This window comes from Clostridium sp. M62/1 (assembly GCF_020736365.1).
GTDB classification, from domain to species: Bacteria; Bacillota; Clostridia; order Lachnospirales; family Lachnospiraceae; genus Otoolea; species Otoolea saccharolyticum_A.
The window spans coordinates 2,097,865-2,122,166 of record NZ_CP085988.1; the positions used below are offsets into that span (position 1 = coordinate 2,097,865).

Genomic DNA, 24,302 nt, shown 5'->3' on the forward strand with positions numbered 1-24,302 from the left:
GCAGAAAGTAAAGCAGACAGAAACCAGAAAGAACGGCAGAGGTGCGTTCCCCTGCCGTTCTTTCTGGTTTCTGTCTGTTTTGCTGTTTCTCTATTTTGTTCCGAAAATCCGGTCGCCTGCATCTCCCAGTCCCGGACAGATGTAGGCATTTTCATTCAGGCAGCGATCCACATGGCCCACATAGATCTGAACATCAGGATGGGCTTCGTGCAGGCGCTTTAAGCCCTCAGGGGCGGCGATAATGGCCATAAATTTAATGCTCTTTCCGCCGTGCTGCTTGATAAAATCCACAGCCTCCACCGCAGAGCCTCCCGTGGCCAGCATCGGATCGGTAACCACGATGATTCTCTGGTCAATGGGGTCTGGAAGCTTACAGTAGTACTCGTGAGGCTCGTGGGTAACCTCATCGCGGTAAAGGCCGATGTGTCCCACCTTGGCGGAGGGAACGAGGGCCAGAATGCCGTTTACCATTCCAAGGCCGGCCCTAAGAATGGGGACAATGGCCAGCTTCTTGCCGGCCAGCATGGGAGTCATGCATTTCTCAATCGGTGTCTCCACCTCCACATCCTCGAGAGGCAGATCCCGGAGAGCCTCGTAGCCCATGAGCATGGCAATCTCCTCAATGAGAGAGCGGAACTCGTTCGTTCCTGTGTCTTTGTTTCTTAATATGGAAATCTTGTGCTGGATCAGAGGGTGATCAAAAATTGTAACATTTTCCATGGATGATATCTCCTTTTTATAATATTCGCTTATAATGCATGGCCGGAAGAATTTTCTGAGCTGCCCTCCTATTTGTTGTCCGGGCTGTACTTAATCAAGGCATAACTGCCCAGCTCCTGGCTGACAGGTACGGCCACAAAGATAACGCCCTGGCGCTCGAAGCTCCAGTATTCAGGATATGCATCGCTGTCTGAAAAATCCGCAGATGAGAGCTTTTTATAATAGTAGTCGGTATCTCTTCCCTCTCCGTTTATGTAGGCCCTGACGGCGGCCTCATCCCCCTGAGGCGCCTCGGCAAAGCTGTATTCCCCGGAGGCCAGATAGCCTGCGATGGTATAGGCGTCTGCATAGTCGGACAGCTGCAGGCTGGAACCGTTTTCCAGATCCACAGTATTGGTATAGAAGATCCGCTCCGTGCCCTCTGAGGATTTAAGAGTTCCCTTGTAGGACACCACAAGGCGCTTTAAGTTAGAAGATTCCACGGTAGCCTTTACATCCAGGGTGCTGCCTTCCTTTGGAAGGCCCTTGGCCTTTGCCACAGCAATGGCGTTTGTGCGGAGCATTTCGTTAATTTTCTTTTCCAGTTCGCTGTCAGACAGATTCGAGAGGGCGGGATACTGGATAGACACGCCTCCCTCCGAATAGGTTTCCATGGAAGTGGTGACAGAATATTTGCTTCCGGAAGATTCAGACTCCTTTGTGTCCTTGTCGGTGGTCAGATCAAGGGTGCCTCCCTCTGTTGGTGTATCAGTTTCATTTTCCTGAATTTCTGCCGCTTCCGTGGTGTGCAGGCTGGAGAGATCAATAGTCTCCTTTTTTTTGCAGCCGGTGACTGCAACAGCGAGCAGAAGGGCTGCAAGGAAAAGATGTTTTCTTCGCATAGTGGTTCCTCCTTTTTGGCGGCGGAAAGCTGCCTGTTTCGCATTTCTGCAAGGTTCTTTTTGGCGGTCATTACAGCATATCCTTTGGATATGCATCTCTCCGAGGGATGTGCACTCGCCGCAGCGGTGTTTTGGCTCCCTTTGGTCGCCGGCGGCTCGGCGCAGGTATAATGACCTCTCTGCGGTCATTATACAATATTTTGTCATGAAATGTCAGATATTTTCTATTAATAATTCTTAACTTTTTATAAGCAAGGCTTCTAAAAACACTTCAGATTTTATAACTGGCAATAAAAAGTGGGATGGTATATAATAAGGACAGAAACTTTAGAAATTACCGCAAAGGGAGGATGAAAAGGTGAACAAGATCTCACTTTCTGAAGAACTCAAAAATAATGCTTATCCGGGACGGGGAATCGTGATTGGAAGAAGCGCTGACGGCACAAAGGCAGTGGCCGCCTATTTTATTATGGGAAGAAGTGAAAACAGCAGAAACCGCGTGTTCGTGGAGGACGGGGAGGGAATCCGCACCCAGGCATTCGATCCGTCCAAGCTGACGGATCCGAGCCTGATCATTTATGCTCCCGTGCGTGTGCTGGGCAACAAGACCATTGTCACAAACGGGGATCAGACAGACACCATCTATGAGGGAATGGATCGCCAGCTCACCTTTGAGCAGTCCTTAAGGAGCCGGGAGTTTGAGCCGGATGGGCCGAATTACACTCCCCGTATATCTGGAATCATGCACATTGAGAACGGACACTACAATTTTGCCATGTCTATTTTAAAGAGTGACAATGGATGTCCGGACTCCTGCCTGCGGTATACCTTTGCCTATGAGAATCCTCTTCCGGGAGAGGGAAGGTTTATCCACACCTACATGCACGACGGAAATCCGCTCCCGAGCTTTGAGGGAGAGCCAAAGCCTGTGGAGATCCCGGATGATATGGACGCCTTTGCCGATATGCTCTGGGAGAGCTTAAATGAGGACAACAAGGTATCCCTGTTTGTCCGCTACATCGACATTGCCACAGGCGAGAAGAGAAGCAGAATTATCAATAAGAACGGAAATGCAAACGAATAGAGAAAAGAGGCGGACAATATGAACGAATTAGAGTTAAAGTATGGCTGCAATCCGAACCAGAAGCCATCCAGAATCTTTATGGAGAACGGCGGCGAGCTTCCTATCAGAGTGCTCAGCGGCAGACCGGGCTATATCAATTTCCTGGATGCCTTTAACGGCTGGCAGCTGGTCAGAGAGTTAAAGAAGGCTACAGGGCTTCCGGCAGCCACATCCTTCAAACATGTATCCCCAGCAGGAGCGGCAGTGGGCCTTCCCATGGATGAGACCCTGAGAAAGATTTACTGGGTGGACGATATGGGAGAGCTTTCCCCTCTTGCCTGCGCTTATGCAAGAGCCAGAGGAGCTGACCGTATGTCCTCCTTCGGCGACTTTATCTCCCTGTCAGATGTCTGCGATGGGGACACGGCAAGACTGATTAAGCGTGAGGTATCTGACGGCGTTATCGCTCCTGGCTACACGGAGGAGGCGCTTGAGATCTTAAAGTCCAAGAAAAACGGAAATTATAATGTAATCGAGATCGATCCGGAATATGAGCCGGAGCAGATTGAGAGAAAGCAGGTGTTCGGCATCACCTTCGAGCAGGGCAGAAATGAGCTGGACATCAATAAAGAGATGTTCTCAAACATTGTGACAGAGAACAAGGACCTTCCCGACAGTGCCAGAATCGATATGATGGTGGCAATGATCACCCTGAAATACACCCAGTCCAATTCCGTCTGCTATGTGAAGGACGGACAGGCTATCGGAATCGGGGCAGGGCAGCAGTCCAGGGTACACTGTACCCGTCTGGCAGGCCAGAAGGCAGACAACTGGTTCCTCCGTCAGGCTCCCCAGGTTCTGAACCTCTCGTTTGTAGATGGAATCAAGAGGGCCGACAGGGACAATGCCATTGATGTCTATATCGGAGAGGAATATATGGATGTGCTGGCTGAGGGGGCATGGCAGAAGATCTTTAAGGAAAAGCCTCCGGTATTCACCAGAGAGGAGAAGCGTGCATGGCTTGACAAAATGCAGGGCGTGACCCTGGGCTCCGATGCCTTCTTCCCCTTCGGCGACAATATTGAGAGAGCTTACAAGAGCGGCGTAAAGTACATTGCCCAGCCGGGCGGCTCTGTGCGGGATGACAATGTGATTGATACCTGCAATAAGTACGGCATGGTGATGGCCTTTACAGGCATCCGTCTGTTCCACCATTAGGGAGGAAAAATCTAAATTCTGTTCTATATCAGAGCGGCGCAGCCCGGAAGGAATGGCTATTTGCTTCCGGGCTGCTTTCTGTCTGATGGAGTAGAGAAGACGAGCATAAAAATATACAAATTAATGCAAAAATTAAAAAAACGGTTGCAATGAATTACATTTTTTGCTAAAATGATGATGTCTACGAGCGGGCCGGCTTGTCGGAATGGCAGACGAGGAGGACTCAAAATCCTTTGGTGGCAACACCGTGTGGGTTCAAGTCCCACAGCCGGCACTCCTTGGCAGGGGCAGGAGCGTTTGTCTTCTTTTTGAGAAGGCAGGCGCTCTTTCTATTTTCACCTGTCTGCGTTCCCCTTTTTAACCTATGCGCCCATCTGTTTTTCTTTTTATACGGTACTGCCGTTTGATTTGACAGAGTGTACGTCTTATATCCCAGAAAATCCAATGCTTTATAATATTTGTTTAAGGAATGTACTGCAGAATCTGGCATGTGGAATGTTTTCCCTCCTCTGTGCTCATGCTAAAGAGTATCAGATAAAAAAGGAGACATAGGCCATGAAAAACAGAATTCGGGAAAGAGGTGCAGCCCATATTTGTCAAACTGAAAAAGGTTCCCTTGAAAAAGAGGGCTTCTTATTGTATGATAAGAAAAGATTTTTATGGGCTGCAGGGCTTTTCAGAGCGGAAAGCGGCAGATTTGTAAAAAAGGGCAGAAAAAGGAGGAGGCATATGACCTGTCAGGAGGCAGAGCGTCTGGTGACGCCGTATATCAGGGACGAACTGTCCGGCGATGAGTTGGAGGCGTTTTTAAACCATATTGATGAATGCCCCAACTGCCGGGAGGAGCTGGAAATATACTTTATGGTAGATGTGGGCCTTAAGCAGCTTGACAATGGCTCGGGAACCTACGATATTGCGGGAGATCTGGAACGGAAAATAGAGGATTCCTATATGAAGGTCAGTCATATGTGGATGTTCCGCGTTTTCAGGTATGCGGTCAATACGCTGAGTGTCATGGCCATGGCGGTAATGGTGCTTCTGCAGTTTCGGATCTGGTTCTTTTAATCAGGGACAGAAAGGCTTAAATTCAATCAGGGAGAGAAAAGCATGGAAAAAGTAGTTTTGATAGATGGACACAGCATTTTGAACAGGGCCTTTTACGGTGTGCCGGAGCTGACAAATTCCAGAGGGCTCCATACGAATGCGGTGTACGGTTTCCTGAACATTATGTTCCGGGTAATTGAGGATGAGAAGGCCGACTGCCTGGCAGTGGCCTTTGATTTGAAGGAGCCGACCTTCCGCCACAAGATGTATGAGGCTTATAAGGGGACGAGAAAGCCCATGCCGGAGGAGCTGAGAGAGCAGGTTCCCGTGATCAAGGAGGTGCTCTCGGCCATGGGAATCCCGATCCTTTCTGTGCCGGGCTATGAGGCAGATGATGTGCTGGGAACCATCGCGGGAAGGTGTGCGGCAGAGGGAGCCGAGGTTTCCATCGTTTCAGGAGATCGGGATCTGCTTCAGCTGGCGGACGAGCATGTGAAAATCAGGATGCCGAGAACGAACAGAGGCGGTACGGAGATTAAGGATTTTTATCCGGCAGATGTGAAGGAACAGTATCAGGTGACTCCGAAGGAGTTTATTGATGTGAAGGCACTGATGGGAGATGCGTCCGACAACATCCCGGGAGTCCCCTCCATCGGCGAGAAGACAGCCACAGCCCTTATCACCACATACGGCAGTATTGAGAATGCCTATGCCCACCTGGATGAAATTAAGCCGCCGAGAGCCCAGAAGGCTCTCAGGGAGCACTATGACATGGCGCAGATGAGCAAAGAGCTGGCTACCATCTGCACAGACTGTCCTGTGGAGTTTTCCATGGAAGAGGCGAAAATCGGGGAGCTGTACACGCCCCAGGCCTATGAGCTGATGAGCCAGCTGGAATTCAAATCCCTGCTGCTCCGGTTCGACGCAAACGCCAGAACGGAAAATCAGGTGGAAAAACAGTTTCGGGCTGTGACCGGCCGCGAGGCCGCGGAGGCTGTTTTTGCAAAGGCCAGAAAGGCAAAGGACGCAGGCGCGCAGCTGATTGTGGAAGGGCAGAGCGTGCAGGCGCTGGGACTGGCATTTGGGGAGACAGATATTTACTGCCTCGAGACAGGCGGGGATGTGACGGGAGAGTACCTGGCCGGACAGCTGAATGAACTGATCGCCTCGGGAGTCAGAATGAGCTTTCTCGATCTGAAGAGCCAGCTTGGCTTTCTCCCTGCAGCGCAGACAGAGTGTGACAGACCTGACGGGAAGAGTCCGGAAGGGAAAGAGGAAGAAGGCTGCGGCCAGCTCCTGTTTGACGCAGGGGTGGCAGGCTACCTGATCAACCCTCTGAAGGATACCTACGATTACGACGATCTGGCCAGAGATTTTCTGGAGCTGACCGTTCCGTCCCGGGCGGATCTGATGGGAAAGAAGAGCTTTGCACAGGCTCTTTTAGAGAGACCTGAGGAAGAGGGGGACGGTGAAACGACCGCCGAGGCTGAGAAAAAGGGTCTTCGGGCAGCCGGGTTTGCAGACTTTGAACAGACGGAGGGGGCAACCCCCTTTGACGAGACAGAGAGCAGCCCGGGAGATGAGGAATCTGGACAGATGAGCCTGTTTTCCTTTATGGATTCGTCAGAGGAATCTTTAACGGAAGGAAAGAAGCAGGAAAAAACAGAGCCTGTCAGAGAGGAACAAACAGCGGGGAAGGTTTCCATCCGGACCGCGTTAAACCCGGCGGAGCAGTGCATCTGCCATATGGCCTATACCGCCTGGAAATCCAGGGAGAGGCTGATGAAAAAGCTGGAAGAGCTGGATATGAAGGAGCTCTTCTATACCATTGAGATGCCGTTGATTTTCAGCCTGTTTCACATGGAGCAGGCGGGAATCTGTGTGAAGCGGGAGGAGCTTCACGACTACGGGGAGAAGCTGAGAGTCCAGATTGAGAGGCTGGAACAGGAGATTTACGGGGAAACAGGGGAGCACTTTAACATTAACTCTCCGAAACAGCTGGGAGAAATTTTGTTCGGCAAGATGGAGCTGCCCTACGGGAAAAAGACAAAGACCGGCTATTCCACAGCCGCCGACGTGCTGGAAAAGCTGGCACCGGAGTATCCTGTGGTGCAGAAAATCCTGGACTACCGCCAGCTGACCAAGCTCAAATCCACCTACGCGGACGGACTGGCCGGCTATATCAGGGAGGACGGGCGGATTCACGGAACCTTCAACCAGACGATCACTGCCACCGGGCGGTTAAGCAGCACAGAGCCGAATCTCCAGAATATTCCGGTGCGGATGGAGCTTGGAAGAGAGATCCGCCGCGTCTTTGTGCCGGAGGAGGGAAGCGTGTTTGTGGACGCTGACTATTCCCAGATTGAGCTGCGGGTGCTTGCCCACATGTCAGGAGATGAGAGGCTGATTGAGGCATACAGGAAGGCTGAGGATATCCATGCCATTACGGCTTCAGAGGTATTCCATGTGCCCCTTGAGGAGGTGACGCCTCTCCAGAGAAGAAACGCCAAGGCTGTCAACTTCGGGATTGTCTACGGAATCAGCGCCTTTGGCCTCAGCGAGGATCTGAGCATTACGAGAAAGGAAGCGCTGGAATATATAAACCGGTATTTTGAAACCTATCCGGATGTGAAGAAATTCCTGGACCGCCTGGTGGAGGAGGGAAAGGAGAAGGGCTATGTGACGACCATGTTCAAACGCAGGCGTCCGGTTCCCGAGCTTTCCTCCAAAAACTTTATGCAGCGCTCCTTCGGCGAGCGGGTGGCCATGAACTCCCCCATTCAGGGAACGGCTGCCGATATTATCAAGATAGCCATGAACCGGGTGGACAACAGACTCAGGAGAGAGGGCCTGAAATCGAAAATTGTGCTTCAGGTTCACGACGAGCTTCTGATCGAGGCAAAAAAGGAGGAGCTTAAAAGGGTGCAGACGATTCTTTCCGAGGAGATGAAGCATGCGGCGGATCTGAGAGTGGCCCTGGAAATAGATATGAAAACGGGAAATTCCTGGTTTGAGACGAAATAGAGAACGATCAAAATAAATAAAGATCAAAATAAAGAACGATAAAAAAGCGTCTGTCTCCCGCAGGCGGAGGCAGACGGGAAGAGGAAGAGATGAAGGTAATAGGGATTACAGGCGGAGTCGGTTCAGGAAAAAGTGAGGTTCTGGGAATCCTTGAGAGAGATTTCGGGGCAGAGCTTCTGATTGCGGATGAGATCGCCCATCAGGTGATGGAGCCGGGAATGCCGGCCTACCGCCGGATTGTGGAGGCCCTTGGAACGGATTTCCTTTCAGAGGATGGAAGCATTGACAGAAAGGCTCTGGCAAAGCGGCTGTTTGGCGACGGGGAAGCCCTTGGGACGGTAAATTCCATTGTGCATCCTACGGTCTGGCAGGCGATCGAGGAGGGCATCCGGTGCTCCCGAAAGGAGCTGGTGATTGTGGAGGCGGCCCTGTTTGACGAGGAGCACAACGGACTGTTTGACCAGGTGTGGTATATCTTTACCTCAGAGGAAAACCGTATCAGCCGCCTGATGAAGAGCCGCGGATACAGCAGAGAAAAATGTCTGGACATTATGAGGAGCCAGAAGTCGGAGTCCGAGTTTCGGGCCATGGCGGACCGGGTGATTGACAACAACAAGACCGTAGCCGACGTGAAAAGACAGATAGAAACCATATTGAAAGAGGAAGCAGAAGCATGAGAATGGTGAGTATAGCCAGCGGGAGCAGCGGCAACTGTATTTACATAGGGAGCGACCACACGCACCTGTTGGTCGATGCGGGGATCAGCAACAGGAGGATTGAACAGGGGTTAAATGAGATTGGTATAAAGGGGAGCGAGCTTGACGGAGTCCTGATCACCCATGAGCACTCAGACCACGTAAAAGGACTTGGCGTCCTGGCAAGAAAATACGGAGTTCCCGTCTACAGCACCAGGGAAACCCTGGAGGAGATAAAGGGGATGAAAAGCCTGGGCGATTACCCGGAAGAGCTCCTTCGTCCGGTTGTCCACGATGTGGATTTTCGTATCGGGGATCTGGACATCAAGCCATTTAAGATCAGCCACGATGCGGCCAATCCGGTGGCCTACCGGGTTCAGGAGGGAAGAAAGTCTGTGGCGGTTGCCACAGACATGGGCAATTACTCCCAGTATACTATTGACCATCTGCAGGGACTGGATGCGATCCTTCTGGAGTCCAACCACGACATAAAAATGCTGGAGGCGGGCCCCTATCCCTATTATCTGAAAAAAAGAATTCTGGGAGACTACGGCCATCTGTCCAACGACAATGCAGGGAGGCTTTTAAGCTGTATCCTTCACGACAATTTAAAGCATATTTTTCTCGGCCATCTGAGCAAGGAAAATAATTATGAGGAGCTGGCCTATGAAACCGTGAAGCTGGAGATTACGGAGAGCGATACGCCCTACCATTCCAGCGACTTTCCTATTACAGTGGCAAGGCGCGATGCAGTGTCAGAGATCGTCACGGTTTAGCAAAAAGGCGGACAGGACAAAAGCCTTCCCGTTTAAAAAACGAGGCGGGGAAAGAGGTCCGGAGCATGTGCTGTGTACCGGAAGGCTTAAAGCAAGGGCTGTAAAGAATCAGAGAAAAAAAGGAGAACCAACATGAGCAGAATTATTATCAGCGTAGTAGGAAAAAATGATGTGGGTATGGCAGCAAATATCTGTACCTACCTGGCAGAGAGCAACATCAATATTCTCGATATTACCCAGACTATCGTCAAGGAAATCTTCGACATGATGATGATTGTGGACATTGCCAAGTCCCCCAAGTCCTTTGACGAAATTGCAAGAGAGATGGATGAGCTGGGCCAGAGAATCGGAGCCTCCATCCGCTGTCAGAGAGAAGAGATCTTCACCAGCATGCATCGAATTTAGGGAGGCGACAGAAAACTATGAGAAATACAATGATGATTAACATGCTGGAGGTCAATGAAACCAACAACATGATTGACCACGAAAAGCTGGATGTCCGCACGATCACCATGGGAATCAGCCTTCTGGACTGCTGCGGAAGCACAGTGGATGAGATTAATGAAAAAATCTACAGAAAGATTACTTCCTATGCGAAGGACCTTGTCTCCACAGGAGATGCGATTGGAAGAGAATTTGGCGTTCCCATTGTCAACAAGCGAATCTCAGTGACTCCGATTTCTCTGGTGGGAGCAGGTGCCTGCAGAACCACAGAGGACTTTGTGAGTATTGCAAAGACCTTAGACCGGGCTGCCCAGAAAGTGGGCGTCAACTTTATCGGCGGCTACTCTGCCCTGGTATCCAAGGGCATGACAACGGCGGAGGAGCTTCTGATCCGCTCGATTCCCCAGGCCCTTGCAGCTACGGAGCGTGTATGCAGCTCAGTGAATGTAGGTTCCACGAAATGCGGTCTGAATATGGATGCAGTCCGCCTGATGGGCGAGGTGGTACTGGAAACGGCAAAGGCTACAGCAGACAGGGACTCCTTAGGCTGTGCAAAGCTGGTGGTATTCTGCAATGCGCCGGATGACAATCCGTTTATGGCGGGAGCCTTCCACGGAGTCACAGAGGCAGATGCTGTCATCAACGTGGGAGTCAGCGGCCCGGGCGTTGTCAAGACTGCCCTTGAGAAGGTGAGAGGGGAGAATTTTGAGGTTCTGTGTGAGACCATTAAAAAGACAGCCTTTAAGATTACCCGGGTCGGCCAGCTGGTGGCCCAGGAGGCGGCAAAGCGCCTTGGGGTGCCGTTCGGCATCATTGATCTGTCCCTGGCTCCGACACCGGCCGTAGGCGACAGTGTGGCTGAGATCCTTGAGGAGATCGGCTTAGAGCGGGTAGGAGCTCCGGGAACGACAGCGGCTCTGGCCATGTTAAATGATCAGGTGAAGAAGGGCGGAATTATGGCCTCCTCCTACGTAGGCGGCTTAAGCGGAGCCTTCATTCCGGTCAGCGAGGATCAGGGAATGATCGATGCGGTTACCTTAGGGGCTCTGACGATTGAGAAGCTGGAGGCGATGACCTGCGTCTGCTCCGTGGGCCTTGACATGATTGCAGTTCCTGGGGATACCTCCGCGGCTACCATTGCAGGAGTCATTGCAGATGAGGCGGCTATCGGTATGATTAATCAGAAGACCACAGCCGTCCGACTTATTCCTGTAATCGGGAAAGGCGTGGGGGATACGGTAGAATTCGGAGGCCTGTTAGGCTATGCGCCGGTTATGCCTGTCAACCGTTTTAAGTGTGATGACTTTGTAAAAAGGACGGGAAGAATTCCTGCCCCTGTTCACAGCTTTAAAAACTAAGAGGGAGAAAAGGGCAGCTTTTGCAGGCGGGAAAAGAAAGCAGGGCTTCTGCAGTCTGTGCCGCCTTCCTGCAGAGAAACGGAGGCAAAGATGGAAAATGAAAACAAGCTGGACGAGGCTCTTTTGTTTTTCCTCAATGAAAGTCTGGAACGGATTATACTCAGCAATCCCAGGACGAAGGACGGGTTTTTAAAGCTCGTTCTCCGTCCTCTGCTTTTGCAGGGAGAGCTGAAGTTCCAGGCAGAGGAATTTACCGAAAAGCAGGCCTTTCATAAGAATATGGGCGCAGAAGAGGCGGCCGGATATGTAAAAGAGCAGCTCCTGACCCTCTACAGAAACGGGGAGATCCAGTCAAAGCTAGGCAGCGGGACCGTGCTGGTGAGCAAAAAGGGGACAGTGACTGTAAAGATAAAGAAAAACGGAAAGGAGAGGGCAGCAGGCCAGAAGAAAGCGGCGAGAATCTGCGCAGACGGGCTGAGCCGGGAGGACATCAGCCGCCTGTCCCTCCACAACCGGAAAAAGAACTATGTGCTCCCGGAGGGAACACCGGTTCCCTTCCTCGTGGATCTGGGAGTGATGACAAAGGAGGGAGCGGTGGTAAAAGCCAGATACGACAAATTCCGACAGATCAACCGATTCCTGGAATTTGTGGAGGATATTCTGCCGGGGCTTGATCCCTCCAGAGAAACGAGAATCATTGATTTTGGCTGCGGAAAATCTTATCTCACCTTTGCCATGTACTATTATCTGAAGGAGATAAAGGGGTATCCGGTGCGCATTGTGGGCCTGGATTTGAAGAAGGATGTAATTGCCCTCTGCAGCCGCCTGGCGCAGAAATTCGGGTTTGAGAATCTCACCTTCGAGCACGGCAATATTGCAGATTATGAGGGAACCGACCAGGTGGACATGGTTGTGACCCTCCACGCCTGCGATACGGCCACGGACTACGCCCTGGCCAAGGCTGTCCGCTGGGGGGCCAGAGTCATTCTCTCTGTACCCTGCTGCCAGCATGAGCTGAATAAGCAGGTGAAAAATGATTTTCTGGCTCCTGTGCTTCAGTATGGACTTCTGAAGGAGAGAATGTCGGCCCTCCTCACAGACGGAATTCGTGCGGGACTTTTAGAGGAGGCCGGATACCGGACGCAGATTTTAGAGTTTATCGATATGGAACACACGCCGAAGAATATTATGATCCGGGCAGTGCGCCAGGGAAAAAAGAAAAAACAGAAGGGACTTGAGGAACTGATTCAGGGGCTCCACGCAGAGCCGACGCTGCAGCGGCTTCTGAGAGAGGACGGGGCCATATAGGCCGCTTTTCAAGGCAGCAGCAAAATCAGCAGGTATGAGGCTGCCCTGAGCGCTGGACAGCCAGAAAAAGGTCAGGCGCTGTATTCTCTCAGCTGATTACTGCCACAGGCTGGGTATACTCATTCTGAAAGACAGCTGTTTTGCCGCCTGCACGGCCCCATGCGGCCTTTTCAAGGCGCACGGACTGATAGAGATGAGAGGACTGGATCTCAAGAGCTAGCATGGATGCGGCTCTGGGGTCCAGTTTTTTTTCTGCACCGGCCAGCTTGGTGATCACGGGGATGGCGGAATTTGCCTTGATTTTTTTCAGAACAGGGGCCGCGCTTTTTCTGAAGCCCAGGATTCTGGCGTAGGGGGCGTAGCCTGCGGCCTTTAAGTCCTCTGCGGCATCTGCTCGCACACCCAGGACAAGGTGGAGAAGGGCCCGGCTGATGCCGGTATAGGTAAACTGACGGCTTTTCAGCTCCTTAATTCTCTCGTCAAAAGAAACGGGAGAGGGGGACAGCTTTCGGATTCTGGATGCCAGCTCCGGCTTCAGCTCTGCATACTGCTCCGGCTGTTTTTCTGTCAGAAGGCGGTAATTTAATAGAGAGGAAAAGTCATTCAGAAAGACCGGCACATCTTTTTTGATGGATTCCATGGTGCAGGGGGGAACCAGGCTGGCAAGGTGCGGGGCCGGGACCTGTTCTTCCAGGGCGCTTCGCACGGCCAGGGCGGAGCCCAGTGTTCCCGAGATGGAGCTGTCGTGATAGCCGCTTCCTTCTCTCCTGATGGTAAGGCAGGACAGGGGACTGTTCTGCCGCAGTACAGCCTGGCAGTACTCAATTCCCAGGATGTTGTTGGGAGTGGACAGGAGGTCGCTGCCGGGAAGGAAGGAGGAGAGGGCCGCGGCTCTGGCCTCCGGGTAGGTTTTTCCCTGGCGGAGGGCATTGCCAAGGGCCTCCTTGAAACCTTCAGGTTCCTGTACCAGAAGTCTGGCTGTCTGAAAAAGCGGGCCGATTTCACCGCACTCACTTCCGAAGCAGATGGAATCTACGGCGCCCAGAGCGGTGAAAAGGGCAATCCCATAGGAGGCAAATTCCCTCGCCGACGCGGTGGAAAAGGTGACAGGCATCTCCGCAACCACATCGGCGCCGCACAGAAGAGCAGCTCTGGCGCGGCTGTATTTGTCAAAAATGGCAGGTGCCCCTCTCTGGACAAAGCTGCCGCTCATGAGCACTATGAGGAAATCTGCGCCGGCCACCTCTCTTGCGCGCCTGATATGGAAAAGGTGGCCGTTGTGAAAGGGATTGTATTCTGTGATAAGTCCTGTTACATGCATGATGAATTCTGCCTTTCTGTGAAACTTGGCTGCCGCCGTCCAAGCCGATTCGATGAAAAAGCACTGACTTCTGTACCACGGGCTGCGGCAGGCCGGAGGGACAGAATCTGTTTAAAAGGAAAGCCGGGCTCTGAATTTCGCCGAAGGATATGGTACATTATATATAGGAAAGGGCGGTTCGTAAAGAGTTAAAAAAGAGACAAACCTGTTAAAAAAATAATTAATGAAAAATCGACATTTATCTCTTGTATACAATAAACACATGTTATATAATGTAAAACAGAAAATACATTTATCTTTATGAAAGGGGTTTAATAACCATGGCATTTATTGATTTAATGAAAGCAAAGGCAAAACAGGATAAACAGACGATTGTTTTACCTGAGAGCAAAGATAAAAGAACTCTGATTGCCGCTGCAAAGGTGCTTGAGGAGGGTACTGCAGACCTCATCATGGTTGGTAAGGAAGAGAAGATCATGGACGGTGCCGGATGGCTGGAAGTTGATTTAACCGGATTAAAGGTAGTTGATCCTGATACAGATCCAAAGTTTGACCACTATGCAGAGACTCTTTTTGAGCTGAGAAAGCACAAAGGAATGACAAAAGAGAAGGCTGAGGAGATCTTAAGAACAGACTACATCACATACGGTGTTATGATGGTTAAGGAAAAGGATGCAGACGGTCTGGTTGCAGGTGCATGCCATGCGACAGCAGACACCTTAAGACCTGCCCTTCAGATCTTAAAGACAGCTCCTGGCACAGAGCTTGTATCCGGCTTCTTTATCATGGATGTTCCGAACTGCGAGTATGGAGCAAACGGAACCTTCTTATTTGCTGACTGCGGACTGAATCAGGATCCGAACTCTGAGGAGCTGGCAGCCATCGCTGACTCCAGTGCAAAGAGCTTCCGCGCTCTGGTTGGCGAGAAGCCGGTTATTGCCATGCTGTCCCACTCCACAAAGGGAAGCGCAAAGCATGCCCTCGTTGACAAGGTAGTGAAGGCAGTTGAGATCGCTCATGAGAAGTACCCGCAGCTTGATCTGGATGGAGAGCTTCAGTTAGATGCAGCTCTGGTACCGGAGGTTGCAAAATCCAAGGCAAAGGGAAGCACCGTTGCAGGCCATGCAAATGTTCTTATTTTCCCGAATCTGGACTGTGGAAACATCGGCTACAAGCTGGTTCAGAGACTTGCCAAGGCAGAGGCTTACGGCCCGATGCTTCAGGGTATCTCAAGACCGGTTAACGACTTATCCCGCGGCTGCTCTGCAGAAGATATCGTCGGCGTAGTAGCTCTTACTGCTGTACAGGCTCAGATGTCATAATCCTGCAGGCGGGTTCTATCAGAAAATCGGAAATCAAAAGTTGCACATGTAATAGTTTCATATAACTTATAGAGGACAGCCCCGAATCCGTCTGTGCCTGAAAGGAGAACAGGCGTACGGCCGGATGCCGGGGCGTCCTGATGGGAAAGGGATTATAAACGATGAATATTTTAGTTATCAACTGCGGAAGCTCTTCCTTAAAGTATCAGTTAATCAATGCTGCCACAGAGGATGTCCTTGCAAAGGGACTCTGTGAGAGAATCGGAATCGACGGAATCCTCACATATCAGCCTGCTGACGGTGAGAAGGAAAAGACGGAGAAGGCTATGCCGACCCACACAGAGGCAATCAAATATGTGATCGAGGCTCTGACAAATGAAAAGACAGGAGTGATCAAGAGCCTGGATGAAGTTGGAGCTGTCGGACACCGCATCGTACACGGCGGCGAAAAATTCACAACCTCTACACTTCTGACAGAAGAAACTATCAAGGGCATTGAGGAGTGCAGCGATCTGGCACCTCTTCACAACCCGGCAAACCTTATCGGTATCCGCGCATGCCAGGAGCTTATGCCGAATGTGCCGATGGTAGGTGTATTCGATACAGCCTTCCACCAGACCATGCCAAAGACAGCTTACCTGTACGGCCTTCCATACGAGTACTATGAGAAGTATAAGGTAAGAAGATACGGCTTCCATGGAACAAGCCACAGCTTCGTATCCAAGAGAACTGCTGAGCTGATCGGAAAGCCATACAATGACTGCAAGATTATCGTATGCCATTTAGGAAACGGCGCAAGCCTTTCTGCTGTAAAGAACGGCGAATCCGTTGATACCAGCATGGGACTTACTCCTCTCGAGGGACTTGTAATGGGTACACGTTCCGGAGACATTGACCCGGCTATCATCGAGTTCGTGGCCAAGAAAGAGAACAAGACCATCGACGAGATGATGACAATCCTCAACAAGAAGTCCGGACTTCTCGGAATTTCCTGCTTATCCAGCGACGGACGCGACCTTGAGCAGGCAGCTGAGAAAGGCGACGACAAGGCTCAGGCAGCGCTCGACATCTTCGCTTACCGCGTAATCAAGTACATCGGCGCTTATGCGGCAGCTATGAACGGCGTGGACGCTATCGCTTTCACAGCAGGTATCGGCGAGAACGACGCAAACTGCAGAAAGAATGTCTGCAAGAACCTGTCCTACCTGGGCGTAACCATTGACGAGGAGCTCAATAACTGCAGAGGCGTTGAGAGAGAAATCTCCACACCGGATTCCAAGGTGAGAGTATTTGTGGTTCCGACAAACGAGGAGCTGGCTATCGCCAGAGAGACAATGGCTCTCGTAAAATAAACCTGCGCAGACGGAGCGGAACATAGAGAAATTGCACAGCATGAGCAGACTTCACTGGTTGCTCATGCTGTGCTGCGTACAGAAAAGTCTGTTGGATGAAGCAGTAAGCCGGGAGACAGGTGTAAAAATCTGACAGGGAGGGAGTTTTCTGCTCTGCTCAAAATCTGTTTTCTCCTGGGGTTTGTGGATAAAAAATGGAATAATATACAAAATAACCATTGACAAAAAACAGACGTCTATGTATAATAGCATAGTGCGTATTAGGAGATTAATATGCTGATTAATTTATCTGAACTTTTTACCTGCGAAGGCAAGAAAAAGGTTTATAACGCTGAGATAGGACTGACGGAGGTCAGTATGGGCAGAGAGACATACAGAATTGTGTCTAAAAGTCCATTTGATCTGACTGTTACAAACACAGGGGCCAGAAAGTATTTTCTGGAGGGCAGCACAGAAGTGACAGTAGAGATTCCCTGTTCCAGATGTCTTGAACCGGTGGCCTATGTCTGTGAGCTCACGCTTGACAGGGAACTGGAGACGGATAAACCGGAGGCCGGGCAGGCAGGAGATTTGGATGAACAACCTTATTTAAACGGTTATAATCTGGATGTAGACCAGTTAGTTCTCAGCGAGATCCTGATTGGTTTGCCTATGAAAGTCCTTTGCAGAGAAGATTGTAAGGGGATTTGCAATAGATGTGGAACGAATCTCAACTATGGGACTTGTACCTGCGACAGAACGTCGCTCGATCCACGGATGGCAGTTATCCAGGATATCTACAAACAATTTAAGGAGGTGTAAACCATGTCTATCTGTCCAAAGAATAAATCTTCCAAAGCAAGAAGAGACAGCCGCAGAGCTAACTGGAAGATGAGTGCTCCAAACTTAGTAAAGTGCAGCAAGTGCGGCGCTTTAATGATGCCTCACAGAGTTTGCAAGGCTTGCGGTTCTTACAACAAGAAAGAGATCATCAAGGTTGAGGACTAATTGAGAATGTGTTAAAGTCAAGGGGTTTCGCTTGTGAGTGCCCCTTGATTTTTTATTTAACAGGGAACTTCGTTCCCTGTTAAATAAAAACGCTCCGCGGGAACGCACTGCGGCGGAAAGGAAAAATGCCGCTTTCGCGACCCGCCGCAGGCGGAGAATCCTGCTTTGCAGGATTCTTTCTTGTTTTCGGGGACAGCAGAGCAGGAGAGAAAATATCTGCCGCAGGCCCAATCAGCCAGCTTTTGTAAGAATATAAAGGGTTTATAAAATTTTATCTTTTAATTTTCCGATAAGAATGATAGAATACGATCGATAGAAGTCGTATTCTATCTTTTTTTGCGCAGGAAGCGAAGGGACAGACGGGCGTCTCCTTTCGCAGCCAATATTGAAAAGAAAGGAGAAGTCGTATGAAAACAGAGGTAAAACTTACTGCACTCAGCAAGACATCGGGATGAGCGGCAAAGATAGGTCCTGAGACCCTTGCCCAGGTTCTGGGCAAGCTGCCGAAATTTCATGATGATAACCTGCTGGTTGGAATTGAGACATCCGATGATGCGGCTATTTATAAGATAACTGATGAAATTGCAATGATACAGACCGTGGACTTTTTCACTCCTATTGTGGACGATCCCTACATGTTCGGTCAGATCGCAGCGGCAAATTCCCTGAGCGATGTATGGGCCATGGGAGGTGAGCCTGCTGTAGCGCTGAATATTGTAGGCTTTCCAAACTGTCTGGACCCGGCAATCCTGGGAGAGATCCTTGCCGGAGGCGCGGACAAGGTGAAGGAAGCGGGGGCTGTTCTGGTGGGAGGTCATTCTGTACAGGATGATGAGCCTAAATACGGCCTGTGTGTGTCCGGCTTTGTACATCCGGATAAAATTTTCAAGAACTACGGCTGCAGGCCGGGAGACGTACTGGTGCTGACAAAGCAGATCGGAAGCGGCATTATCAACACGGCGATCAAGGCAGATATTGCTTCCGCTTCTGCTGTAAGAGAGGCGCAGACGGTTATGGCTTCACTGAATAAGAAGGCCAAACGGGCTGCAGATGGCTGCCGAATCTCTGCATGTACGGATATTACGGGATTTGGCCTTCTAGGACACTGCGCAGAGATGGCCTCTGCCAGTGAGGTGACCTTCGAGCTGAAAGTCCGGGACATCGCCTATTTTGAAGATGCCATTGACTATGCTAAGATGGGGCTGGTTCCTGCCGGGACCTACAAAAACAGGGGATACTCTGGGCAGAAGGTGGATGCTGGCTCCGTGGAGGAGTACTATCTGGACTTGCTGTACGATCCTCAGACGTCAGGAGGTCTTCTGTTCAGCGTGGCCAGAGAAGATCTGGGAACGCTCCTTCAGAATCTGGAAAAAGCAGGAATGGACACAGCAGTTTCTGTAATAGGGACAGTTGAACCAAAGAGCGATAAACTGATCCGGTTGTCTTTATAGTATCGTGGAGAAAAGCGCAGTGAACCAGCCGTGGGCAGATGCAAAACGGAGAAGCAATAATGGAAGGCTTTGTGCGGCCGGGCATCTGAAAACAGCGTCTGGATAGCTGCAGAAGTCCGTATTGTTACGAGATGGCTGGCAGGGGAGAAAGCGAAAGGATACATACGGATGAATTTAAAACAGTTGGAAGCATTTGTAGAGGTTGCGCAGTCCGGCAGTTTTTCAAAGGCTGCCAGGCGCCTGTACCTTACTCAGCCCACCGTCAGCGCCCATGTCCTGTCACTGGAAAAGGAGCTGGATGTGAGGCTGTTTGTGAGAAATACGAAGGAAGTGGGACTGACAGAAGAGGGGCAGAGATTATTTTTTCATGCAAAGCAGATGGTTGATCTGGAGAAGAAAATAGAGGAGGAGTTTGGTCAGTGGAGAGGAGAGGAAAAGCAGTGTGTTGCCATCGCTGCTTCTACGGTTCCGGCTCAGTACCTTCTGCCGCCTCTTTTAGCCAGATTTAACATGAAATACCCTGGAGAGCAGCTGAAGATTACGGAGATGGACAGCAGCCAGGTGGTAGAGCAGATTGCGGAGCGCAGGGCTGATATAGGCTTTACGGGAACTGTGCTGGAAAAGAAGCACTGCAAGTATCTTCCTTTTTACGGGGACGAGATGGTGATTATCACGCCCAATACAGAAAAATACAGGAGTATAAAAAACACTTCAAAGGATATCTCCTGGATCAGGAAGGAACATATGATTCTGAGAGAGGAGGGCTCCGGCACCAGAAAGGAGGCGGAAAAACAGTTCCGTTCTCTGGGAATTATGCCGGAGGAACTGAATGTTGTAGCCAGCATAGGAAACCAGGAGACAATTAAAAAATCAGTCATTCAGGGACTGGGAATTTCCGTGATTTCAAGCCTGGCCGTGAGAGAGGAGACGGAAAGCGGAAAAATTTTAGCCTTCCCCATCCCCAGCGAGAGGGCCGGGCGGGACATTAATGTGGTCTATAACAGGAATTGTCAGCTCTCCCGCTCTGCAAAGAGGTTTTTAAAGACTGTGAAAGAGGTATACAGAGTAAAAGGGGAAAAATAGGAGATACCTGAGATAACAAAAGATAAGCAAAGATAAAGTTTGTTATAATATAACAGGAAAATCAGAGTTATAAATCTGAAAAGACAGCAGAGACTCTGCAGAGGGAGAACGTGTTTTCCCGGGCTGCAGAGCCTCTGCTTTTTTGCGGAAAATAGCCCGTAAAAGTTCTGCAGTCCTTCTATGAAAATCAGATATTCTGATTTATAGAAAAAGTTTATAAAGAACATTTTTTATAGAAGTTATGAATTTGCTTTTGGACGGAATCCGAAATATAGTTATATAGTGATGCGGAAGAAAACAGTGCATCTGTACATATAAGAAAGCGAGAATAAAACACGATGCAGCAGACAGGAATAAAGAAAGCAGAGAAACCGTGACAGACAGAACGAAAAGGCAGCAGGACTCATCCTGCAAATGGCATGAAAATTAGAGGTTTAAATGCAATGAACAGAAAAAAGATATGGATTTTTGCTGTCTGCATAGGGGCGGCTCTGATTATAGGGCGGCTGTCAGGAGGGGCAGAGCTGATTCAGAGCCAGAAGGCGGCAGCGATTCTTGAAAAAGCGGTGGAAGAGAACCTGCTTCTGGCGTCAGGGCTCTATCTTCTGTTCACAGTTTTCGGCAGTCTGTTTCTGGCTCTGCCGGGAGTTACCTTTGCGGTTCTGGCAGGTTTTCTGTTCGGCCCGGTTCTGGGAACTGCCCTCTGTGTAACAGCCGCCACGGCAGGGGCCTGCGCTGCCTTTCTGGCGGGACGTTTTTTCCTGAGGGACAGTATCCGGCCTCTGGCTGTGAAGAACAGGTATCTGAAAAAGTGGCTGTTTGACGAAAATGGACGAAATCAGATGTTTGTCCTGATGATCACGCGGCTGATCCCGGTTTTTCCATACAATCTTCAGAATTTTGCCTATGGAGTCACAGATATGGGCTTTGTGCCCTATACGGTCGGGTCCTTTCTGTTCATGCTTCCCGGAACGGCAATGTACACAGTGGGAGTAGCCGGACTGGCAGATGGAAAAAACAGGGCGCTCTGCCTGGGGATAGCGGCCGGACTGGCGGCTTTCGCAGCTGTGGCAGGCTTTTATCTGAAAAAACGATATGTGGACGGAGAGAGTCGGGAAGAGACAGCAGGATAGGACAGGAGATAGGGCCCATGAAGCAGCAGGAAACAACAGGCGCAGACGCCTGCATCCACTGCCATCTGTGCAGGGACAGGTGCGAATTTTTGAGAAAATACAACATAGATATCGGAGATACAGAGAGGCTGAGAGAGCTTGCCTACAGCTGCTTTCTGTGTGGAAAATGCTCGGAGATCTGTCCCCTGGGAATTGACGGGAGAAAGATTGTCCTGGATATGCGCAGAGAGCGGGTAGAACAGCAGGGAGGAAAGCTGAGGGAGAAGGGTACCGGGCTTCTGCTGTTTGAAAAAAAGAGGTATCTCTTTAAGAATTACAGGAATCAGACGGAGGGAAGCGTACTGTTCCCCGGATGCAATTTCCCGTCCTTCTATCCACAGACTACGAAATATCTCGCAGGACTTCTCAGAAGGGAGGCCGGAATGGGAACGGTATTTGACTGCTGCGGAAAGCCTCTGGCGGAGCTGGGGCTTGTGGCAGAGGAGGAACGGATTCTGCGGGAACTGGATACCAGGTTCAGGGACAGCAAGATTCAGGAAATCGTCACGCTCTGTCCCAACTGCTTCCACTTTTTAAAGGGCCGTCTCCATGTGAAGGTGACAGGGATCTATGAAAAGCTGAGAGAGCTGGGCCTCGGACGGCAGATAGAGGAAGAACTTTCTGTCTTTCTGCCGTGCCCGGACAGAGCTGACAGGGAGCTTCTGGGGCAGATTTCCCATTTCCTGGACAAGCCTCCGGCCTCCTGCGGGCAGGGGCAGTGCTGCGGCCTGGGAGGCGGCGCATCCGGCCGCGAAAGGGAACTTTCAGACAGGATGGCAGGGAAACTGGGAGAGGGGAAACACCTGGCTGTCTACTGTGCCTCCTGCGCGGGAAGCCTGATCAGAAAGGGATACGGGGACACAGAACATATCCTGGTAAAAATACTCGGAACCGGAGAGAGGGCAGATACCGCCCATTCTCTGGCAAACAGGATGAAATTTAAGTACTGGAAAGAGGACGTGTGATGAAAAAGAGACGCAACTGGATAAAACGAATTTTGCTGCTGGCCGTAATTGCGGCCATAATTGGAGCCTGGGCTCTGATCCCTTCTGTGAAGCAGGGGGTGAATGAGGTGCTCTTTATGTTTGCCAGCGGGGATTTTACAGCAGTCAGGGAGTTTGTTGCATCCTACGGGGGATATGCGGCGCTTATATCCTTTCTGCTGATGGTTTTTCAGTCTGTGGCAGCGCCTCTTCCGGCCTTTCTGCTGACCTTTGCAAATGCCAGTCTCTTCGGATGGTGGCGGGGAGCTATTCTCTCCTGGACGAGTGCCATGGCGGGAGCGGCCGTCTGCTTTGTCATTGCCAGGGTACTTGGCAGAGACGCGGCTGAAAGGCTGACAAGCCGGACAGGCCTCAGGCAGATTGACACTTTTTTTGAGAAATATGGAAAAAATACCGTTCTCATCTGCCGCCTGCTGCCTTTTATGTCCTTTGACATTGTGAGCTATGCAGCGGGGCTTACCTCCATGTCTTTCGGAGCGTTTTTTATTGCCACCGGAATCGGGCAGCTTCCGGCGACTCTTGTCTATTCCTATGTAGGGGGAATGCTGACCGGAGGGGCAAAGCTGTTTGTCACAGGGCTGTTCATTCTGTTTGCCCTGTCAGCTCTGATTGTGCTGGCCCGCAATATCTATATGGACAGGCAGAAAAGAGAACAGGCATGAGACAGGCAATTATTATTTTCACGAGAATCCCAGTGCGGGGAAAGACGAAGACCCGGATGATGCCTCATCTGACACCGGAACAGTGTGCCATGCTCCACTCCTGCTTTCTCAGAGATATTGTCAGGGTGTGCGAGTCTGGAAATGCTGAAATCTTTGTGAGCTATGCGCCGGAGGATGGGGAGGTCCTGAGGCTTCAGAAACTGATGGGTAAGAAGAAGGAGTATCTTGTACAGCGCGGAAAAACTCTGGGGGAGAGGATGCTTCACGCCTTTGAGGATGTGTTTGAGAGAGGAGCACAGGCGGCTGTACTGATTGGCACAGATGTGCCGGAGATCGGGGAGAGCTGTATAAGAAAGGCATTCTGGACTCTTCAGGAAAAGGATCTTGTATTCGGCAGGACGGCCGATGGGGGATATTATCTGGTGGGGATGAAAAAACCTCACAGGGAGGCGTTTGGGCTTGGAGAGTACGGCCACGGCAGGGTGCTTGAGGAAACACTGAGAGAATTAAGGAGCGCAGGGCTGAGCGCCGGGTTCACGGAAACGCTGCACGATTTGGATACTCCTGATGATTTGCGGGGCTTCAGGGAGAGAATGCGCAGGGAGGAAAGGCTGAAAAAAAGTGTGACAGGGCGTTATCTTGCAAAGATCAGCAAAATTTCTGTTATCGTTCCTGTTTACAATGAGAGAAAGACCATAGAGAGCCTGCAGAAGGAGCTGTGGCCGTATAGGAACAGCTGTGAAATCCTTTTTGTAGACGGTGGGAGCACAGACGGTACTGCAGAGATGATCTGGCCGGAATTTACTGTGCTTTGCTCCAAAAAAGGGCGGGCCGCCCAGATGAATGAGGGGGCGAAAAAGAGCAGCGGCGATATTTTGTTTTTCCTTCACTGCGACAGCGAGCTTCCTGAAAAGCCGTTGGAGGAGATACGGCGGGTGATGAGGGATTACCGGGCAGGATGCTTCGGCATTGCCTTTCATTCCAGGAATTTTTTCATGTTTACCTGCCGCGTGATCTCCAACCACCGGGTAAAGGACAGAAAGGTGATGTTTGGGGATCAGGGAATATTTGTAGACAGAGATCTGTTTTTTGAGGTGGGAATGTTCCCGGAGATCCCGATTATGGAAGACTATCAGTTTTCTCTGACCTTAAAGGAAAAGGGAGTCCGCCTGGGGATGGCAGGAAAACGAATTTACACCTCTGACAGAAGATTTCCCAAGGGAACGATTCCGAAACTGCGCGTGATGTGGAGCATGAACCGTCTGCGAAAAATGTACCGGGAGCAGGTGCCCATAGAGGAAATAGCCAGGCTGTACCGGGATGTGAGGTAAGAAAAAAACGGGGGCAGCAGAAAAAAACAACCAAAGACAGCAGAAGAACAGCGAAAAAACAGCAAGAGAACAGCAGGAAAACAACA

Annotated in this window: 22 protein-coding genes and 1 tRNA gene; 20 read left to right on the forward strand and 3 right to left on the reverse strand. The window is 50.6% G+C overall.

Translation table 11 applies throughout. The annotated features are described in order from the left end of the window. Window positions 1-90 precede the first annotated feature (90 nt). Together upp and LK436_RS09855 are read right to left on the reverse strand one after the other, a co-directional pair. Window positions 91-720: a uracil phosphoribosyltransferase gene (upp, locus tag LK436_RS09850; RefSeq protein WP_008397982.1), complete on the reverse strand. Its 630-nt coding sequence runs from the start codon at window positions 718-720 to the stop codon at window positions 91-93. Between the two features lie 68 nt (window positions 721-788). Further along, a complete protein-coding gene (locus LK436_RS09855; RefSeq protein WP_015574285.1) occupies window positions 789-1,601 on the reverse strand; it encodes a hypothetical protein in 813 nt (270 codons plus the stop codon). Between the two features lie 358 nt (window positions 1,602-1,959). Here LK436_RS09855 and LK436_RS09860 point away from each other — a divergent pair, with 358 nt between their 5' ends. From LK436_RS09860 to LK436_RS09905, 10 genes are all read left to right on the forward strand, one after another. After that, the gene (locus tag LK436_RS09860; protein ID WP_008397985.1) at window positions 1,960-2,685 is read left to right on the forward strand and encodes an IMP cyclohydrolase; all 726 of its coding nucleotides are present in this window, start codon (window positions 1,960-1,962) and stop codon (window positions 2,683-2,685) included. An 18-nt stretch (window positions 2,686-2,703) separates the two neighbouring features. Then, window positions 2,704-3,882: a phosphoribosylaminoimidazolecarboxamide formyltransferase gene (locus LK436_RS09865; protein WP_008397986.1), complete on the forward strand. Its 1,179-nt coding sequence runs from the start codon at window positions 2,704-2,706 to the stop codon at window positions 3,880-3,882. Window positions 3,883-4,073: 191 nt separating this feature from the next. Continuing rightward, window positions 4,074-4,156 (forward strand) — tRNA-Leu (locus tag LK436_RS09870). A gap of 455 nt (window positions 4,157-4,611) precedes the next feature. Then, entirely contained in the window at window positions 4,612-4,947 is a 336-nt protein-coding gene (locus tag LK436_RS09875; RefSeq protein ID WP_021966456.1) for a zf-HC2 domain-containing protein, read from the forward strand. A 42-nt stretch (window positions 4,948-4,989) separates the two neighbouring features. Further along, window positions 4,990-7,950, forward strand: a complete 2,961-nt coding sequence (polA, locus tag LK436_RS09880; protein ID WP_008397991.1) for a DNA polymerase I — start codon at window positions 4,990-4,992, stop codon at window positions 7,948-7,950. 89 nt (window positions 7,951-8,039) lie between these two features. Then, window positions 8,040-8,627 (forward strand): dephospho-CoA kinase, encoded by a 588-nt coding sequence (gene coaE, locus LK436_RS09885; RefSeq protein ID WP_008397992.1) that lies wholly within the window; start codon window positions 8,040-8,042, stop codon window positions 8,625-8,627. Next, window positions 8,624-9,421, forward strand: a complete 798-nt coding sequence (locus LK436_RS09890) for an MBL fold metallo-hydrolase (RefSeq protein ID WP_008397993.1) — start codon at window positions 8,624-8,626, stop codon at window positions 9,419-9,421. The genes coaE and LK436_RS09890 overlap by 4 nt, the downstream gene beginning before the upstream one ends. A 132-nt stretch (window positions 9,422-9,553) precedes the next feature. Then, window positions 9,554-9,826, forward strand: a complete 273-nt coding sequence (locus LK436_RS09895; protein ID WP_008397996.1) for an ACT domain-containing protein — start codon at window positions 9,554-9,556, stop codon at window positions 9,824-9,826. A 32-nt stretch (window positions 9,827-9,858) separates the two neighbouring features. Continuing rightward, window positions 9,859-11,223, forward strand: a complete 1,365-nt coding sequence (locus LK436_RS09900) for a PFL family protein (protein ID WP_044931427.1) — start codon at window positions 9,859-9,861, stop codon at window positions 11,221-11,223. Window positions 11,224-11,313: 90 nt separating this feature from the next. After that, window positions 11,314-12,531, forward strand: a complete 1,218-nt coding sequence (locus tag LK436_RS09905; RefSeq protein ID WP_008397998.1) for a class I SAM-dependent methyltransferase — start codon at window positions 11,314-11,316, stop codon at window positions 12,529-12,531. Window positions 12,532-12,619: 88 nt separating this feature from the next. Here LK436_RS09905 and LK436_RS09910 read toward each other — a convergent pair whose 3' ends face one another. Next, entirely contained in the window at window positions 12,620-13,852 is a 1,233-nt protein-coding gene (locus tag LK436_RS09910) for a nucleotidyltransferase family protein (RefSeq protein WP_008397999.1), read from the reverse strand. A gap of 320 nt (window positions 13,853-14,172) precedes the next feature. On the opposite strand from LK436_RS09910, the gene pta reads away from it, so the two are divergent. From pta to LK436_RS09960, 10 genes are all read left to right on the forward strand, one after another. Further along, entirely contained in the window at window positions 14,173-15,174 is a 1,002-nt protein-coding gene (gene pta / locus LK436_RS09915) for a phosphate acetyltransferase (protein ID WP_008398001.1), read from the forward strand. Between the two features lie 161 nt (window positions 15,175-15,335). Continuing rightward, a complete protein-coding gene (locus LK436_RS09920) occupies window positions 15,336-16,526 on the forward strand; it encodes an acetate kinase (RefSeq protein ID WP_008398005.1) in 1,191 nt (396 codons plus the stop codon). 273 nt (window positions 16,527-16,799) lie between these two features. Beyond that, on the forward strand, window positions 16,800-17,327 hold the full coding sequence (locus LK436_RS09925; RefSeq protein ID WP_008398007.1) for a YceD family protein: 528 nt from the start codon (window positions 16,800-16,802) through the stop codon (window positions 17,325-17,327). 3 nt (window positions 17,328-17,330) lie between these two features. After that, complete coding sequence (gene rpmF, locus LK436_RS09930; RefSeq protein ID WP_008398008.1) at window positions 17,331-17,513, forward strand: 50S ribosomal protein L32; 183 nt, start codon at window positions 17,331-17,333, stop codon at window positions 17,511-17,513. A gap of 407 nt (window positions 17,514-17,920) precedes the next feature. Beyond that, a complete protein-coding gene (gene selD, locus LK436_RS09935) occupies window positions 17,921-18,964 on the forward strand; it encodes a selenide, water dikinase SelD (protein WP_083794767.1) in 1,044 nt (347 codons plus the stop codon). A gap of 168 nt (window positions 18,965-19,132) precedes the next feature. Then, on the forward strand, window positions 19,133-20,047 hold the full coding sequence (locus tag LK436_RS09940; protein ID WP_044931433.1) for a selenium metabolism-associated LysR family transcriptional regulator: 915 nt from the start codon (window positions 19,133-19,135) through the stop codon (window positions 20,045-20,047). Between the two features lie 443 nt (window positions 20,048-20,490). Further along, window positions 20,491-21,180, forward strand: coding sequence for a TVP38/TMEM64 family protein (locus tag LK436_RS09945; protein ID WP_044931355.1), 690 nt, complete (start codon window positions 20,491-20,493; stop codon window positions 21,178-21,180). Window positions 21,181-21,197: 17 nt separating this feature from the next. After that, complete coding sequence (locus LK436_RS09950) at window positions 21,198-22,184, forward strand: (Fe-S)-binding protein (protein ID WP_008398020.1); 987 nt, start codon at window positions 21,198-21,200, stop codon at window positions 22,182-22,184. Beyond that, window positions 22,184-22,885 (forward strand): TVP38/TMEM64 family protein, encoded by a 702-nt coding sequence (locus LK436_RS09955; protein ID WP_008398021.1) that lies wholly within the window; start codon window positions 22,184-22,186, stop codon window positions 22,883-22,885. Before LK436_RS09950 ends, LK436_RS09955 begins: the two co-directional genes overlap by 1 nt. Then, the gene (locus LK436_RS09960) at window positions 22,882-24,216 is read left to right on the forward strand and encodes a TIGR04283 family arsenosugar biosynthesis glycosyltransferase (protein WP_008398023.1); all 1,335 of its coding nucleotides are present in this window, start codon (window positions 22,882-22,884) and stop codon (window positions 24,214-24,216) included. The genes LK436_RS09955 and LK436_RS09960 overlap by 4 nt, the downstream gene beginning before the upstream one ends. Window positions 24,217-24,302 lie beyond the last annotated feature (86 nt).

Excerpts from the sequence above, each read along its gene's own strand:
- upp (WP_008397982.1), bottom strand. The coding sequence starts at position 720 with ATGGAAAATGTTACAATTTTTGATCACCCTCTGATCCAGCACAAGATT.
- LK436_RS09855 (WP_015574285.1), bottom strand. The coding sequence starts at position 1,601 with ATGCGAAGAAAACATCTTTTCCTTGCAGCCCTTCTGCTCGCTGTTGCA.
- LK436_RS09865 (WP_008397986.1), top strand. The coding sequence starts at position 2,704 with ATGAACGAATTAGAGTTAAAGTATGGCTGCAATCCGAACCAGAAGCCA.
- LK436_RS09875 (WP_021966456.1), top strand. The coding sequence starts at position 4,612 with ATGACCTGTCAGGAGGCAGAGCGTCTGGTGACGCCGTATATCAGGGAC.
- polA (WP_008397991.1), top strand. The coding sequence starts at position 4,990 with ATGGAAAAAGTAGTTTTGATAGATGGACACAGCATTTTGAACAGGGCC.
- coaE (WP_008397992.1), top strand. The coding sequence starts at position 8,040 with ATGAAGGTAATAGGGATTACAGGCGGAGTCGGTTCAGGAAAAAGTGAG.
- LK436_RS09890 (WP_008397993.1), top strand. The coding sequence starts at position 8,624 with ATGAGAATGGTGAGTATAGCCAGCGGGAGCAGCGGCAACTGTATTTAC.
- LK436_RS09895 (WP_008397996.1), top strand. The coding sequence starts at position 9,554 with ATGAGCAGAATTATTATCAGCGTAGTAGGAAAAAATGATGTGGGTATG.
- LK436_RS09900 (WP_044931427.1), top strand. The coding sequence starts at position 9,859 with ATGATTAACATGCTGGAGGTCAATGAAACCAACAACATGATTGACCAC.
- LK436_RS09905 (WP_008397998.1), top strand. The coding sequence starts at position 11,314 with ATGGAAAATGAAAACAAGCTGGACGAGGCTCTTTTGTTTTTCCTCAAT.
- LK436_RS09910 (WP_008397999.1), bottom strand. The coding sequence starts at position 13,852 with ATGCATGTAACAGGACTTATCACAGAATACAATCCCTTTCACAACGGC.
- pta (WP_008398001.1), top strand. The coding sequence starts at position 14,173 with ATGGCATTTATTGATTTAATGAAAGCAAAGGCAAAACAGGATAAACAG.
- LK436_RS09920 (WP_008398005.1), top strand. The coding sequence starts at position 15,336 with ATGAATATTTTAGTTATCAACTGCGGAAGCTCTTCCTTAAAGTATCAG.
- LK436_RS09925 (WP_008398007.1), top strand. The coding sequence starts at position 16,800 with ATGCTGATTAATTTATCTGAACTTTTTACCTGCGAAGGCAAGAAAAAG.
- rpmF (WP_008398008.1), top strand. The coding sequence starts at position 17,331 with ATGTCTATCTGTCCAAAGAATAAATCTTCCAAAGCAAGAAGAGACAGC.
- LK436_RS09940 (WP_044931433.1), top strand. The coding sequence starts at position 19,133 with ATGAATTTAAAACAGTTGGAAGCATTTGTAGAGGTTGCGCAGTCCGGC.
- LK436_RS09945 (WP_044931355.1), top strand. The coding sequence starts at position 20,491 with ATGAACAGAAAAAAGATATGGATTTTTGCTGTCTGCATAGGGGCGGCT.
- LK436_RS09950 (WP_008398020.1), top strand. The coding sequence starts at position 21,198 with ATGAAGCAGCAGGAAACAACAGGCGCAGACGCCTGCATCCACTGCCAT.
- LK436_RS09955 (WP_008398021.1), top strand. The coding sequence starts at position 22,184 with ATGAAAAAGAGACGCAACTGGATAAAACGAATTTTGCTGCTGGCCGTA.
- LK436_RS09960 (WP_008398023.1), top strand. The coding sequence starts at position 22,882 with ATGAGACAGGCAATTATTATTTTCACGAGAATCCCAGTGCGGGGAAAG.